This window comes from Leptolyngbya sp. FACHB-321, from assembly GCF_014695975.1.
Lineage (GTDB): Bacteria > Cyanobacteriota > Cyanobacteriia > Leptolyngbyales > Leptolyngbyaceae > Stenomitos.
The window spans coordinates 324,184-339,363 of record NZ_JACJPI010000058.1 but is presented as its reverse complement, the minus strand read 5'-3'; the positions used below and the strand labels follow the sequence as shown (position 1 = coordinate 339,363).

At 51.0% G+C, this 15,180-nt stretch carries 14 protein-coding genes; 9 read left to right on the top strand and 5 right to left on the bottom strand.

Annotation, left to right across the window (positions count from 1 at the left end; translation table 11 throughout):
• Positions 1 to 107 precede the first annotated feature (107 nt).
• Both H6F76_RS12330 and H6F76_RS12325 read right to left on the bottom strand, forming a co-directional pair.
• On the bottom strand, positions 108 to 671 hold the full coding sequence (locus H6F76_RS12330; protein WP_190455192.1) for an HdeD family acid-resistance protein: 564 nt from the start codon (positions 669 to 671) through the stop codon (positions 108 to 110).
• Positions 672 to 1,029: 358 nt separating this feature from the next.
• Positions 1,030 to 2,775: a glycosyltransferase family 39 protein gene (locus tag H6F76_RS12325; RefSeq protein ID WP_190508535.1), complete on the bottom strand. Its 1,746-nt coding sequence runs from the start codon at positions 2,773 to 2,775 to the stop codon at positions 1,030 to 1,032.
• A 104-nt stretch (positions 2,776 to 2,879) separates the two neighbouring features.
• Between H6F76_RS12325 and H6F76_RS12320 the strand changes: the two genes are divergently transcribed.
• Together H6F76_RS12320 and H6F76_RS12315 are read left to right on the top strand one after the other, a co-directional pair.
• Positions 2,880 to 4,307, top strand: coding sequence for a CPBP family intramembrane glutamic endopeptidase (locus H6F76_RS12320; RefSeq protein WP_190508533.1), 1,428 nt, complete (start codon positions 2,880 to 2,882; stop codon positions 4,305 to 4,307).
• 159 nt (positions 4,308 to 4,466) lie between these two features.
• Positions 4,467 to 5,099: a glutathione S-transferase family protein gene (locus tag H6F76_RS12315; protein ID WP_190508531.1), complete on the top strand. Its 633-nt coding sequence runs from the start codon at positions 4,467 to 4,469 to the stop codon at positions 5,097 to 5,099.
• Between the two features lie 2 nt (positions 5,100 to 5,101).
• On the opposite strand, the gene H6F76_RS12310 is transcribed toward H6F76_RS12315, so the two are convergent.
• The gene (locus H6F76_RS12310) at positions 5,102 to 5,695 is read right to left on the bottom strand and encodes an HAD-IIIA family hydrolase (protein ID WP_190508529.1); all 594 of its coding nucleotides are present in this window, start codon (positions 5,693 to 5,695) and stop codon (positions 5,102 to 5,104) included.
• A gap of 3 nt (positions 5,696 to 5,698) precedes the next feature.
• On the bottom strand, positions 5,699 to 6,661 hold the full coding sequence (locus tag H6F76_RS12305) for a glycosyltransferase family 9 protein (protein ID WP_190508528.1): 963 nt from the start codon (positions 6,659 to 6,661) through the stop codon (positions 5,699 to 5,701).
• Positions 6,662 to 7,066: 405 nt separating this feature from the next.
• Between H6F76_RS12305 and ispD the strand changes: the two genes are divergently transcribed.
• Positions 7,067 to 7,756, top strand: a complete 690-nt coding sequence (ispD, locus tag H6F76_RS12300) for a 2-C-methyl-D-erythritol 4-phosphate cytidylyltransferase (RefSeq protein ID WP_190508526.1) — start codon at positions 7,067 to 7,069, stop codon at positions 7,754 to 7,756.
• 30 nt (positions 7,757 to 7,786) lie between these two features.
• Here ispD and H6F76_RS12295 read toward each other — a convergent pair whose 3' ends face one another.
• A complete protein-coding gene (locus H6F76_RS12295) occupies positions 7,787 to 8,893 on the bottom strand; it encodes a tetratricopeptide repeat protein (protein ID WP_199322063.1) in 1,107 nt (368 codons plus the stop codon).
• 453 nt (positions 8,894 to 9,346) lie between these two features.
• Between H6F76_RS12295 and H6F76_RS12290 the strand changes: the two genes are divergently transcribed.
• The 6 genes from H6F76_RS12290 to lptB all read left to right on the top strand — a co-directional run bounded on the left by H6F76_RS12290 (position 9,347) and on the right by lptB (position 15,123).
• Positions 9,347 to 10,018 carry a response regulator transcription factor gene (locus tag H6F76_RS12290; RefSeq protein WP_190508524.1) on the top strand — a complete coding sequence of 224 codons (672 nt, stop codon included), beginning with the start codon at positions 9,347 to 9,349 and terminating at the stop codon, positions 10,016 to 10,018.
• 166 nt (positions 10,019 to 10,184) lie between these two features.
• A complete protein-coding gene (locus tag H6F76_RS12285) occupies positions 10,185 to 12,125 on the top strand; it encodes a CHASE2 domain-containing protein (RefSeq protein WP_190508523.1) in 1,941 nt (646 codons plus the stop codon).
• Between the two features lie 41 nt (positions 12,126 to 12,166).
• Complete coding sequence (locus tag H6F76_RS12280) at positions 12,167 to 12,907, top strand: DUF928 domain-containing protein (RefSeq protein ID WP_190508520.1); 741 nt, start codon at positions 12,167 to 12,169, stop codon at positions 12,905 to 12,907.
• 148 nt (positions 12,908 to 13,055) lie between these two features.
• Positions 13,056 to 13,532, top strand: a complete 477-nt coding sequence (locus H6F76_RS12275; protein WP_190508518.1) for a DUF309 domain-containing protein — start codon at positions 13,056 to 13,058, stop codon at positions 13,530 to 13,532.
• A gap of 199 nt (positions 13,533 to 13,731) precedes the next feature.
• Positions 13,732 to 14,319 carry an LptA/OstA family protein gene (locus tag H6F76_RS12270; RefSeq protein ID WP_190508515.1) on the top strand — a complete coding sequence of 196 codons (588 nt, stop codon included), beginning with the start codon at positions 13,732 to 13,734 and terminating at the stop codon, positions 14,317 to 14,319.
• A 75-nt stretch (positions 14,320 to 14,394) separates the two neighbouring features.
• Entirely contained in the window at positions 14,395 to 15,123 is a 729-nt protein-coding gene (lptB, locus tag H6F76_RS12265; RefSeq protein WP_190455153.1) for an LPS export ABC transporter ATP-binding protein, read from the top strand.
• Positions 15,124 to 15,180 lie beyond the last annotated feature (57 nt).

Genomic DNA, 15,180 nt, shown 5'->3' with positions numbered 1-15,180 from the left:
GAATCACTGTTTGATGATGGCGCAAAGAGGCAATGGCAGCATAAAAACATCGCCCCTCCACCCATCGAATCATCTACAAGGCTGGTACAGAGTTTCTGCGTAACGTCTTAGGTTGTTTGCGCGTCATTCAAGCCAGAACGAGCAGCAAGCGCTAGCAGGATTCTAGAAGTACCTGTAAAGACGATGCTAATACCGACCAGTAGCCCGATCGCAAAGGGACCATTTAGGGGCCACTCAAACCAAATCAGACCGCCCAAAACTAGTGTTGTAATGCCATTTGCCAACGACCAAACCCAGTTAGGCTGTGAGCGTCGTTTGAACGCATAAACAATCTCGAAAACGCCTTCTGTAAGCAGAAAAGCGCCTAGAGCCAGTGTCAGCGTTAAGACTCCCTGTAGCGGATAGACCAGCAGCAGCACTGCCGTACCGATGTAAAGAAGACCCAGTAAAAGCTGCCAGACAAACCCCTCTTGCTGCCGCGTCTGATACGCATAAGTTAGCTTAGAGATACCGCTGAAAAGAATAATCCAGGCGATCCAGCTTTCAGCAGCAAGTGTACTAAAAAAGGGAAAGGCGATCGCGGCAGCACCCAGCAGTATGAGCAGCACGCCTGTTACGATCGCTCCGTTGACGTTATTTTTTAAATCGTTAGTAGACAAGTCAGTATTCATCCAGACCTCGCTTAGTGCATTAACAGGGGCGTAAAGCGGAGCGCTTCAACTGAATCTTGGACTGTATCGGATCATTTGAAGGCATATCACCGCTCACTAATACTGCGAGTGAAACACAAAGTAACAGTTGCTTAACAGTATCTCAGGAGGGAGAGCCACTTGTGCCGCAGGAAACAGAGTACGATAGCAAAGCATCCTAAAAGCATCAGAACTGGTTTATTGCAAAAAGAGAAAGAGATAGGAGCGAGTGCCTGAGTCCCTGCATGACAGCAACAAAGCCACGCAGACGATCGCTATGTTTTCTGGGGGATGCTGCTAAAAACAGCTTCTCCACACCCCTTATTCTTGGCTGAATCAACTAGCTCTGCCCGTAGGGTCGTGGGTAGGGTTTGAGTAAGCGTTGGCATTGATACACTTCGACCACCTGAACGATCGCCCCACCACGACGAATCGGCAGATCCGCAACCTTTTGGATCGTCTGAAAGTATGCCTGATATTGTTTAACCGTTCTGCTTGACTGCGAGGCTGATGTGACCAGCAAGCCATCCTGCCCTACCCATTGATCGGGCGTTGACCAGAAAGCAAAACCGCGCAAGTCTTGATCGAAGCAGGTAATTGGTTTGGGCTGAAGCGGTGCGATCGCCATCCCCACCTGTCCTGCGAGAAACAGGTCATTAGTAAACACAAAATTGGCTTGGCTCATAGCTGCAGTCAGTAAGGGAGACGCAAAACCCTGTCGCAGTTGCTGGATGTCAATCAACTGCGTAGACGCATCATTGCTGGGAGTCAAAAACCCGCCAAGGAGGGCATAACGGCTCGGTTTTTGTAGCGTGCCAAGCGTTAGATGCAGCAGCAGCAGCAGCAGCACACTGGTGACTACCCAGCCTGAACCCCATAACCAATGTTTGATAACTTTGGGCGATCGCTGTTGCCAACTAACTGCCTGCTGTCCTAGTAAGAGTGTGGCACTCCAAAACCCTGGCATTGCCCAGGTTGGCAGAATCGCTCGATACCCACCCATAAAGGTAAAGGTCAGCATCAGCGGTAGGGACAGCCAGAGGAGGAAGGCAGTTTTGGGAGAGGGGAGAGGGGAGAGGGCTAAGGCGTAGCTTCCGGTTTCTTTGCTCTTGCTTTCCCTGCTCCCCTGCGCCTCTGCTCTCCTACGCTTCTGCGTTTTCACGGATCTTCTTCGGTTGATCAATTCGATCGCTGCTTTACCGCTGACCCACCAGAGCGGAAAGCCGAAGGTTGGAAACAAATAACCCACGCCCACAAGAAAAGTAACCAGCAGATCAAGGACACTATATCCACGATCGGGAACTGCCCGCCCAGACTGAAACCGCAGTGAAACCCAGTCGTGCTGAGCATTCCAAATGACGATCGGTAGAACTGCTAGCGTAAACAGCCCCAGGCTTGCCAATGTCCAGGGCGAAAGCAGCGCCAAACGGTAACGTGGGCTGGTAAGGCAGAAACCAATGAGTCCGAAACCAAGTGCCAGTCCGTAATATTTGCTTAAGCAGGCAAGTCCAATGAGTAGACCGACGATCGCGAGTCGATAGGTGGGACGGTAGGGAGAGAAGTAAGGGGGCAGCAGGGGGAGAGAGTGGTCTGCCTCTCTAGGTTGCTGCGATTCCTTATCTTCTTGCTGATCAAAAAACTCGCAAACTGCCACATATAAAGTTGCCGTCCAGAAGAACATCAGTGGGCTGTCTGGCAACGTCAATACACCGAAGCCGAGTTGAAAGATGGGGATGAGGGTGGCGATCGCCAGCGTGAGGATTGCTGCTTGCCTGGAAAACAGCCGCACACTGGTCAAGTACAGCAACAGCAGCGATCCTGTATGTAGCAGCAGCGATCCTAACCGAATGGTGAAGGGGGACACAGTATGGGTCAACAAGGGACCAAAGCCTGTGGTCAGTGCTACTAGCAGCGGATGGTCAAAATAGCTCCAGTCTGGATGGAGACTGTAGAGGTAGTAGTAGCCTTCATCAAAACCGACTGGCAGCCAAAGGGCGATCGCACTCCGCAGCAAAAAGCCGCCTACGAGAAGGCTCACCAGTTGCTTGTTCTCTCGCTGTGTCAGCCACTTTTTTATTGCTTGCATCCCGTTCTCGTGCTTACACACCTAAGCATGACAGCTTATGCTACCAAGTCTTACGCCACCGATCCGTCCTGCACTCTCACTACTGGTATAAAAAGCAGAGTGTTATGATTTCAAAGTTAATTTGTGATCAATTAATGAATCTGGGCTTTTTAACGAACCGCTGCGAGTTTGCTGTACCAAAACGCTACAGCGGCAATGGCGAACTGGCATTTGCGGTGATTGGCTGTGTTCTTTGGTTTAGCGCGATCGTCATTCGTTTGGGCTTTAGCAGTAAACCTTGGACGCTTACGGAAAAGTTGGTTGAAGCGACATCATTTGTGGTTTTTGCGGCTTTGCCAATCTTATTTTTGGCAACCTATGAAGGGGCAGAACTTGCTAGACGAGTGCTGTTAAGAAATAGCGGACTTTGGTTTCAAACAGCTACCTGCTTGTTGCTTGGAGTTTATATTAGCGTAGTCAAATTACTTGGTTTAAATCCGGCTCGGTTTGGCTGGCTTAACCAATTCGATCGCTTAATCATTCAGGATTCTTTTTGGCTCAACGTTATTTTGTTTTTGCTGGGCGCTTTTGTGGTGTTGAGGCTGCCGTTTGTGATGCTGGGACTACGCGATCGCAAGCCACACGGCTTCAAGCCACCGACATTACTCTCAACGATCAAGCAAAATAGTCAGCTTACTTTTCTGCTGGTTGCCAACTTTATTTACTTCAGTCTTGTCCACACATCACTGATTTCAACTGCGTTTAAAGCAGAATATTCAGGCTATTTTATTGGGCTTGCCTATATTTTAATTGCTATTTTGCTAGTATCACCGCTCGTCACCCCCTCGGCAACCCGCATGACGGTGTTTGATCTGCTTTTAACTGGGGCTTGTCTGCTAAGTTTGTTTTGCTTTTCTAGACCGTTTTTCAGCTTTGGACCATTTATTGGTTTAACTCTTTTCGTCCTTGTCGTTATTTTTGGCACCAGGTTAGGACGAGAACACTTTGGCTACAGCTTTCAAATTCGTAAAGCTGACGTTTTCTACACAGTTAAAGCTATTTTAGCGGCGGCTTTAATTCTGGTGCCGCTGGCGCTTTTGCTTAGATTTACACAACCTCAAGCTTCTACGTTTAATTTGCCAACGATCGCTCACTCTGTTCTCTTTTTTCTGAGCTATGCCATTCTGTTTGGCTTTCGAGTGGGTCTTTTTGAGGAAATTTTGTTTCGATCAGGGCTAATGGTGTTCATTCGCGATCAGATTCAAGCACGATCGCCACTGCAACGCGATCGCAAACGGCTTGTTCTACTCTCCGCTGTCATTGGTTCTATCATTTTTGGTCTTTGCCACATTGGCAATGAGCCGGGTGCAGGCATCGCGCTCTCGCCCTTCCAGTACAAAGCGATTTATGCAGCGCTGGCAACCCTGGCTTCTATGTTCTACGCGCTTGCTTTTGGTGAAACAAATCGCTTGTGGGCATCCATCACCATTCACGGCATTGTGGATACGATCGCGGTTCTTTTGCTAGGCGCATCGTTGGTTGTACCGTTTTAGCTCTTTCGTGCCTGTTCTAACATGTAGGCGTGCCCACCGATAGAAGCTAATCCACGCAACGCTGGGCTAGCGAGATGTCATGCGGTTTTTAGTTGAGGCGATCGCTATAACAACGAGTATCCTCATAATGTTCATCGTTCGCTCAGGTATTGACACAACATGGCAAAGCTTACAGTTTACGGTACGCCCATTAGCACTTACGTTCGTACCACTCGGTTGCTGCTTGAGGGCATTGGTGCAGACTATGACCTTAAAAGTGTGGATATCTTTAATGGCGAAAGCCAGTCGGCAGAGTACTTAGCCAAAAATCCGTTTGGGAAGGTACCGACGCTGGAGGTTGATGGGACGTTGCTGTACGAAACAAATGCGATCGTCGAATACCTGGATGCAACGCTTGCCGATCGCAAATTTAGCCCATCAGAGCCGCTTGCCCAGGCGCGGATGCGTCAAATCATCTCCATCATTGATAGTTATCTTTATGCAAACGCAATCAGCACAATTGTGATTCAGCGTTTAATTGTGCCTAACCAGGGTGGCAAGCCAGATGAAGCTCTGATAGCAAATGCTGTTGCACCTGCCAAAACAGCGCTAGAGGCGATCGAGTCGCTAGTAGTTGGCAGCCCCTATCTTCTCGGTAGTGACGTGGGCATTGCTGATTTTTATCTCATTCCTATCTTTATCTATCTCTCAAAAACGCCAGAGTTTGAGACAGTTACCGCTCAAACGCCGAAACTGCGAACGTGGTGGGATGGCGTTAGCCAGCGTCCCGATGTGAAAAAAGTGTGTGGCTAACGTTAGTTGCTGACGGCTACTTGTTGCAACAGCCAGTCTACTGCGATGGAAAGATCGGTCGCGGTGAAGTCTGGCTGGGTAGAGTGCTGGTACTTGCCGCTGAGGACACGATCGCCAAAGCCTGTTTGCACCAAAATGCCAACACAGCCTGCGTTGTGCGCCATATCAACATCCGTTGCTTTGTCGCCCACCATAAAGCTCTGACTAAGGTCTAGATCGTGTTCCCAGGCAGCCGCTACCAGCATGCCTGTATTGGGTTTTCGCCAAGTGCTCCAGCGGGTATACTCTGGCTCAATGCCGCCTTCGGGGGCGCTTAAAGACGGGCAATAATAGAGGGCATCCAGTTTTGCACCTGCCTCAGTTTTAAGTAAATGGCAGAGGCGATCATGTAAGGCATCGACATGGCTGGCTGGATAGTAGCCTCTAGCCGGACCTGATTGATTGGACACCAGACAGCAAAACAAACCTGCCTGGTTTAAGCGCCTGACTGCCTGTGCAACGCCCGGCATCAAGTGCAGGTCTTCAACCTGGTGGATGTAGCCCACTTCTTGATTGAGCACCCCATCACGATCGAGAAAAACGGCTCGTCTTGTCACGCCCTAACTGCTCCAAACTTTCTCCAACACGGTTTGCGGCGAAATGTCAGACATCTTGCCAGTCAGCGATTTGATGCCGATAAAGCGGTTGCTTTCAGGCAGCAGTTTTTTAGGCTCGGTAGGACCAAAGAGCGCCACTGTGTAGGTTTTTACAGCCACTGCCAGATGCATCGGAGCGCTATCGGTACACAGCATTAAGTTTGCTGCCGCGATCATCGCTGCCAGCTTGCCCACATCAGCAGGCGCAGTGACTTTCAGTTTAGGGCTTGTTTGTAGCAGCGCAGCCACAAATTCGGCATCATCAGGACCTTGAACGATGACGATCGGTAGGTCGGGCTGTCGGTGCTCAAAGTCTTGAATGATGCCTTTCCAGCTTTCGATAGGATAAATTTTGTCGATGCCCTTCTCTTTTGCTAGCTGGCTAGACCCGCCATGAATCAGCACATAGCCACTGCTTTGAATGCCCAAACGCTTGGCTTCACCCTCTGCCCAGTCAAGATCTTTGACAGGAACGCTAATCGCCATCTCAGGGCAAGGCTTATGGATATCTACTCCTTGCAGCAGATCGTGGTACATCTGAGCCGCGTACTGATTTTGCTTGAGGGGAACGGCACGGGTGAGAAAGAATTCGCCAGCGCTGCCAGCATAACCAACCCGATTGGGAATGCCAGTCAACCACAGGAGTAAGCCAACTGCCCAGCGTTGCCCCAACGAAAGCACCAAATCGTACTCACGTTCGCGAATAACACCCAGAAGATTGCCTAAATCTGCCAGACTGTTGCGCCCTTTAAAATCAAACAAAATTGTGCTGTGCACCGATTTGCAAACCCGATAAGCATCTTTTGCCCTCGGTTCAACCACGACATCAATCAGAGCATTAGGATGGGCTTGCTTCAAATCGTCCAGGGTTGGAAAAAATAGAAGTTGATCGCCAATTCCACCGGGGACGAGGGCTACAATTCGCATAATAATTCTTTACGCTAATTCGCTCTTAATTTTACGTGAAGAAACCGGAAAGTTTTGCGTCTTGCACGTCACCATACGCGCATAATTTGAAACGCTAAGGCGTGAAGGCAGCTTCAGCAAACCAGACTCTAGTTGAGCCATCAGCAGCCAAATTTCAGCACCTTTTCTTTCAGCACCTTTTCCTGCCTCCTGGCGATCGCTTACTATGTCATGGCTATGCTGCATCTAACGGTGTCTTAACCTCATACGCTGACTCACTCATCTCTGTAAGAGTACCACCGTTCGCTTACCTTCCTGAAAGCCCTTTCCTGAAAGCCCTTTCCTGAAAGTTCATTCCTAAAAGCCTGTCTTTCTGAAATGCTGTTGAAGTCACGACCAATGAACGCTCAACCTTAGAGGTCTGCCGTGTATCTCTTGATTCCAGCCGCCGGATCCGGTCGCCGTATGGGCAGTAGTCGCAACAAGCTGCTGCTTCCCCTGTTGGACAAGCCAGTCCTTGCTTGGACACTGGCTGCAATCAAAGCATCACGATCGGTGCGGTGGGTTGGCATTATTGGTCAGCCAGACGATTTTCCTGACTTCAAGGAAATTGTGATCAGCCTGGGGATGACGAAGTGCGTTCACTGGATTCCAGGGGGAACCACTCGTCAGGAATCGGTCTACAAGGGCTTGCAGGCATTACCAGTTGTGGCAGAGCGTGTGTTGATTCATGATGGCGCTCGGTGTTTGGTTACGCCTGAGTTAATCGAGCGCTGCGCGGCTGCTCTTCTTCGCTCTCCCGGTCTCATTGCTGCGGTGCCAGTAAAAGACACGATCAAAGTAGTGACACCCGCGACGCAGTTGATTGCCAGCACACCTGATCGCCGTCAGCTTTGGGCAGCCCAAACTCCTCAGGGCTTTGCAGTAGAGCCACTAACGCGTTGTCATGATGAAGGCATTCGCCAGGGCTGGGAAGTGACTGATGATGCGGCATTATTTGAGCAATGCGGCTTGCCTGTGACCGTTGTGCCAGGGGAAGAGAGCAACTTGAAGGTGACAACACCGATGGATTTGGCGATCGCGGAGTTTATCCTGCGCCAACGGGGGAAGGAGTAAGGGAAGCGTTAGTCTACACTCTGTCGATCGTCAGCCCTTTTTCTGCTTTAGCTCTCTCAACAGGAGGTCAACAGCCCTCACACCATCTTGCTTGCCCTGGTCTTTATAGAGTCGTTTTGCTTGCTCCAGTGCTGTACGCGCGTCGTCTTTGCGATCGCGGTTTTTCAGTGCTTTGCCAAGCTTGTAATACGCCTCGGGGTTTTGCGGTGCAGCAGCCGTATATTGACGGTAAGCAACGGCTGCCGAAAAATAGTCTTGCTTCTCCATGTAAATATCACCAATCGCAACCTGCGCTTCTACAAGATCGGCTTTGAGAAAGAGTGCCCGCTGGTAGGACTTTAGAGCGCGGTTGTACTGCCCTTTAGCTTGCAAAATTTTGGCGATCTGCAACTGAAGCGTCGCGTTGCGCGGTTCAAGTTGCTCGGCGTATTCCAGCCTTGCAACACCTCGTTCGAGATTGCCTTCGTCGAGTAGGGCGGTTCCTAGGCTAACCTGAATGCTAGCCTGCCGGGGAGCGAGCTGAGCCGCCTGCAACAAAGGCTTAACGGCATCTTGCGGTCGTTCTTGTTGCAGCAGCAAGTTGCCCATGAGTTCATAGGGTCTGTAGTTACGAGGTTCTAACGTGATCGCCCGCTGGGTCACCCGCAGTGCCTCGCCGTAGTTTTTCTCGCGGGTCAGCACTACACCTAAACCAATTTGGGCATTCATGTGGCGAGGATTAAAGAGCGTCGCCTGACGGTAAGCCGCGATCGCTGCACCATTGTTGCCGAGATTGGCTTCGCTAAAGCCAAGCGCATAGTAAAAATCAGCGTTTTTGGGATCAAGGGCGATCGCCTGTTGATAAGCTGAAACTGCCTCGCGAAAGCGCCCTTGGTTGGCTTCCAGAAAGCCAATACCTGAGAAAATGCGCGGATTTTGGCTATCGAGTGCTGCTGCTTGTTGGTAGACGGCGATCGCATCAGGCAGCCTGCCAGCATCAACGAGCTTGCGTCCTTCCGCTAGCAGTTCTGTCACCCGATCATCGTTTAGATTTTTACGGGCTTGTGCTGCTACCCCTTGTGGCAGGCACAGCCCCAGGAGCAGCACCAGGCTTATGAGGAGAGGGGTTTGCTGACGCACAATTACTTTTTCCGACATACGTTTTTCTGACAGAGCATCGTCGCTTAGTTGGCAGACCAATTAGATTACAGGAAAGCTTTCTGACTGAAAAGCCTAGGCTGAAAGTTTGTTGACTAGGGCAGCGATCGCTCGATCACTGCGTTTTGCCTACAGCCCATGATTCTATCAATATCTACTAATAACTGATGTCAAAGCACTGGATGCCAGAACAGTCTCAAGCATTCACGACTATCAAAACCTAGCATCTTGAAGCCGTTAAGGGGCCTGCATCGCTTCACGACCTGCATACATTGTTAAAGCAGTCTCAAAGCTTTTAGCAAAAGTACGCTGGTACAAGCGATCGAGAGCCAGCCTTGGAGCAAACTGAAAGCGGATCTAAAAAAGATTACTGCATCCTCATTCTCGTTGCTGGTAGCATTTGCTGATAGTCATGAGCCACGCTATGAGACAGCAGTTATGTAGGTGTAAGCAATGAGTCAACGTGCGTCTACGGACCCGACCCACACCTTTCTAGTAATTGATGACCATGAAGCGATTCTGGAAGGCACCGTCCCTGCCCTCAAGCGCGCCTATCCCACAGTCGAAATTTTCACGGCTCAGGATATTCAAACGGCTCAGACCCAAATCGGCTATTACCATCCCACCCTGGTTTTGCTGGACTTAAGCGTGCCTCCAAAACCCTACGCGCCTGCTAGTGCCGACGTGGGCATCGAGTTTCTAAAGCTGCTAATCGAAAGTAAGCTGGCACCCAATCTTTTGGTGGTCAGTACCAACATCAAACCGTTGGTGCAGCTTAAGCCCATGATCAACGCCTACGAAGGTGGGTTTGCAGCTATGGACAAGTCATCGCCGATTCGGGAGATGATTCGACTAGTCGATTTTGCACTCCGTGGTTCGATCTACTTGCCACCGGAACTGCGTGCCCGATCGGAGTTTGACCGCAAATGGCTGGAGGTACTCACGCTGAAGTTTCAGGAGGGACTGACCGATAAGGCGATCGCCGAGCGGATGCAGGTAAGCGATCGCACGATTCGCAACTACTGGGTGAGGTTGCAAGATGCTCTGGGTATTTATGATGAACCCGATAAGGATCTGCGGATTCAAATTGCGATCGCGGCTCGTAAACTCGGTTTATTAAGTTGAGGCGGTGGCTATTGGGCAATGCCCCTCCCTCCCCTTGAGTGCGAATGCCCTAAGCTCATTACCGCAGTGGTGAATCAGTCTTCCTTCAGGGTCTACCGTGCAAGCTATCTGTTCGTCGTCACACATTATCAAAGCCTAGCCCCTCTTTGCTTACATGGAAATTAAAGTGAATGCTAGATTCTGGACGCAGATTGGTCAGCACATTAGGGTTTGGCGAGTGGGGTTACTGCCAGGATTGCTAGTGATTGGGCTGGTCGCAGGTGCCCGGATGACTGGTTCACTACAACGGTTGGAATGGACAGCGTTCGATCGCGCTCTACGATCGCGTCCTTTAGAAGCACCAGACTCGCGGGTTGTCATTGTTGGCATCAATGAAGAAGACATTCGCCGGGTGGGAAAGTACCCGATCCCCGATCGCGAGTTGGCAACACTTCTCAAAGCGATCCAAGGCTATCAGCCAGCAGTCATGGGGCTTGATCTGTTTCGCGATATCACCACCGATCCCGATCGGGCTGAGCTGGCGCAGCTTTTGAGAGCTAGCCCTAACTTAATTGGCATTGAAGCAGATGTGAGTTCAGTCGCTACGCTCAAAGTCAAACCGCCTCCGGAGTTGCCCCCCACACAAGTCGGGCTAGCTGATATTATTCTTGACCCGGATGGCAAGCTGCGGCGCTGTCTGCTGGCAAGCAAGGTGGATTCTGGCACTGTGAAATATTCGTTACCACTGTTGTTGGCGGCAGGCTACCTCAAGACAAAAGGCATTGCCCTGCAACACGGCACCCGTGCTAGCGACCTGATTCGACTTGGCACAACTACTTTGCCGCGCTTTCGTGCCTATACGGGCGGCTACGTGAGAGCCAGGGCGGGAGGCAACCAACTGTTAATCAACTTTCGCAGCCATCCAGCCCCCTTTCCAGTTGTTTCGATGATGGATGTGCTGCAAGGCAGAGTCAAACCAGAGCTAATGCGCGATCGCATCGTCCTGGTAGGCGTAACTGCTTCTCACAGCCTTAACGACACCATTATGACCGATGCTCTTAAGGGCAGCTTGCTCAGCGAGGCAACAGGCAGCACTGACGAGTATCAGTTGCTCTACGGCATTGAAAATCATGCCCATGCGATTAGCCAACTTATTAGTGCTGTGCTAGACCAGCGTCCCTTGCTACATACCTGGGCAGAAGGCTGGGAATATGCCTGGATTTTGCTGTGGGGGTTGCTTGGCACTGCTCTCGGTCTGCTGTTGCAATCACCCTGGAAAACGCTTTTGGGTCTAGCGATCGGCAGCATGTGCCTGGTGGCGATCGCCTATGGCGGCATCCTCCTCAGTTGGTGGTTACCTGTGGTGCCATCGTTGCTGGCGTTGAGTGCAGCAGGACTAACCACCGCCCTGTTTGACCGTGATTCTCGACTATTACTAGAACAGCGAAGCCTGACGCTCAAGCGTACCTACGATGCGGTGCATAACGGTCCCCTACAAACGCTGGCAGCCATGCTACGCAGTGTAGACGATTTGCCAGCTGAAACTGTGCGATCGCAACTGCAAAATCTCAATCAAGAACTGCGATCAGTGTACGAATCAATGCAGCAGGCAATAGTAACAGGCGATCAACGCTATGCCCAAACCCCCATTGATGCGTTGCTCTATCAGGTCTATGAAGACACTTTAAAGCGTGACTTGCCAGGGTTTAGCTCTATTCATACTTTTATCCCACCAGACTTTACGTTGCTCAAACACTGCACTCTTTCTACCGATCAAAAGCAAGCGCTCTGCCTTTTTTTGCAGGAAGCATTATGCAATGTTGGCAATCACGCGGTTGCTGCGAGCTGTCTAGACGTTATTTGCCGTCAAGAGAAAGATTGCTATACTTTGCGGGTGATTGACAACGGCAAGGAGCTAGCTGCTTTCGATCGCGCCGCATCTGACAGCGCTAGAGAAGGACGTGGTACCGCTCAGGCGAGAGAATTAGCGCGATCGCTGAGAGGTCGTTTTCAACGTCATCCTCATACACCCCACGGCGTAGTATGTGAACTAATATGGCGTAGCTCCCGCTCCTGGCGGCTTTCTCACCTGTTTGAGTCAATGCAATACCTACGTAAAAGGCTTTAATGGTCTTAAGAGTTTTTGAGTCCTAGCTTTTTTGGAGAGCCATGAATCACCTCGCTTCAGCGCTTCTCAAGCAACAACAAATTGTCACCAAGTTACTAGCCGGTATAGTCGCGGGGCTGTGCTTTATGCCTGCGATCGCTCTAGCAGATGACGATAAAGCACCGTCAAGCGGCAGATCATCGGGCGGCAGAGGCTGTGGTAGCAACACACGTCCTGCCGCTAATGTACCTGCACTGATCCTGATCACACCTAATGGGCAATCAGGAAAAACGGTTTCGCCACGCCCGACCTTTGCCTGGTTTGTACGTGATGCTGCACCTGTGCCGTTGGAATTCAGGCTGTATGAGCAGGACGGCGATCGCTTTGTACTGGTGCAAGCAATTAAGGACGAGCGCCTGCGAAGTGCCCCTGGCATCATGGTGCTGTCAGCAAATGATGGGCTGCCTGAGTTGACAGTGGGTAAGCGCTACCGCTGGCAGGTTGAACTCGTCTGCAACCCAAGCCGCCCTTCTAGCAATCTTTTTGCTGAAGCCACAATCGAAGTAGTGCCGCTACAAGCAGGGTTGAAGACCCAATTGGCACGGTCTCGCGATCACCTCGATCGCGCCAAGCTGTATGCTCAGGCAAACCTCTGGTATGACGTACTAAAAACGGCTTTTACTCCAGTTCGCAGCACCACGCGGCTGCGAGCGCTTCGGCTCTCCGTGCTAGATCAGGTGGCACTTGATCCCACTGAACGTCAACTGTTGAAAGCTAGCTCCATTCACCCGATCCAGCGCTAGAGTTGCAAGTAATAGCCGTCAGCAAGCAATCAGCTGTCAAGCGTAGACCGGTTGGGGCATAGACTTTTGCTCTTTAGCCAACAACACTCTTACATTCACTACTGACCGCTGAAGGCTGACCGCTTTTCTAACGCGCCACCACAATCGGATGAAAACCTTGAGCAACGCCTTAACAGACGAGATATTACCAGACGAGTTCTGGCACGGGGTTGAGCAATTTAACCAGCAGGAGTTTTATGCTTGCCATGACACCCTTGAGGCACTGTGGATTGAGGCGACTGAGCCTGACAAGAAGTTTTACCAGGGCATTTTGCAGGTGGCGGTTGCGTTCTATCATTTAGGCAATCAAAACTGGCGTGGGGCTGTCATTTTGCTGGGCGAAGGCATCAATCGTCTGCGCGGCTATCAGCCAAGCTACGGGACGATCAACGTAGAGCAATTTCTGGCGCAGAGCGCTCACATTCTGACCACGCTTCAGCAGGCAGGACCTGACCAGGCTATTGCTGTGATGCAGCAACTAGAGCTACTGCAACCGGAGCCTGATCTAGCTGAAGCCCAATCTGGCGCTGATCCCCAGCTTCTTACGTTCCCTACTCTGCAAACAGTCGATCAAGGGCAGTCGTAGCGTCTTGCGTTCAGCCAAGCTAGCGATCGATGAAACTTCTTGCAGGGATAATCAGTCTCAGATCCTCTAGAGCGGCACTCAACCATGATTCTGTCTAGAAGAATTCGCTTCAGCCGAAGCAAGATTGGGTAGACTACGTAAAGCATCTGCAACCGCCGTAAGCGTCCGTTTTTAGCCCTACTGCTGAGTTTTTTGCCTCATGACTTCTTCTCTCCGATCGCCGCGCACTCCGTTCAAACTGCTCAAGCTAGCGGCTCTCCTTCCGGCTGCGTTGGCGACTGCCCTCGTCTTCGACAGTTTCGTGAATCTTTTTCTGGTTAGTCCGCCTGCTAGGGCACAAACAGGGGCAAACCAATCGCTGACACTGCGATCGGACGTGCAGGAAGCAAACTCTAGAACGGGAGTTATTACAGCACGTGGCAATGTGCAGATTAACTATCCAGCACGACAAATCCAGGCAACATCGGCGCAAGCGCAATACTACAGCCGCGAACGGCGAATTGTGCTGAGTGGCAATGTTTACGTCTTGCAGCAGGGCAACAGTTTGAGAGGTGAAACAGTCACCTATTTGATTGACGAGGGCAAGTTCTTGGCACTGCCAGATGCGCCCAAGCAGGTCGAGTCAATTTACCTTGTTCCGAATGCGACCGCAGCGCCTGTCCCTACTGCGAACCCTGCACCGTTTGTCAACCAACCGCAGTTTACGCCTGCTGTGCCTGCACTGCCACGGACACAATCAGATTTAGCGCCGCCGCTCTCTCGCCCGTTATCTCCTGGTTCGCCCTAACCTAGTGACGACTGATACACGATAAAATCGTCGATAGCCTTGTGTTTTTTGCCCAGCACAGCCAGGAGTGGACGGTTGAAGATTGCGCTTGAGAATGTTCATAAATCCTACGGTGCGCGGGTTGTAGTCAGCCGCGTCAGCCTTTCTGTTTCTCAAGGAGAGATTGTAGGGCTATTGGGTCCTAACGGTGCGGGCAAAACGACAACATTTTACATGGCTACAGGGCTAGAGAAGCCAAATCAAGGTCGAGTGTGGCTAAACGATACGGAAATTACTGCACTGCCGCTGCATCGACGCGCACGGCTGGGCATCGGCTATCTGGCGCAAGAAGCCAGCATTTTTCGCTATTTGACCGTACAGGAAAATATTCTTCTTGTGATGGAGCAGTCTCAAGTCCCCCGCCAAGAATGGCAAGAGCGACTGAGCTATCTGCTGAAGGAATTTCGGCTCGAAAAGGTTGCTGATACCAAAGGCTCTCAAGTTTCTGGTGGAGAGCGGCGACGCACAGAACTTGCACGAGCCTTGGCGGCTGGACGCAGTGGCCCAAAGTTTTTGCTGCTGGATGAACCGTTTGCTGGCGTTGATCCGATCGCCGTTGCCGAAATTCAACAAATCGTAGCTGCCCTGCGCGATCGCCAGATCGGCATCCTCATTACTGACCACAACGTTCGGGAAACACTGGCAATTACCGATCGCTCTTACATTATGCGAGACGGTCAAATCCTGGCTTCTGGTAGCTCTGAAGAGCTCTACAGCAATCAACTCGTTCGACAGTATTATTTGGGCGATAGTTTTCAGCCCTAGAAGCGGTAAGGAGTGGATGAGGAGTAAAAGGATGAAGAATGAGAGCTGAAGGATAAG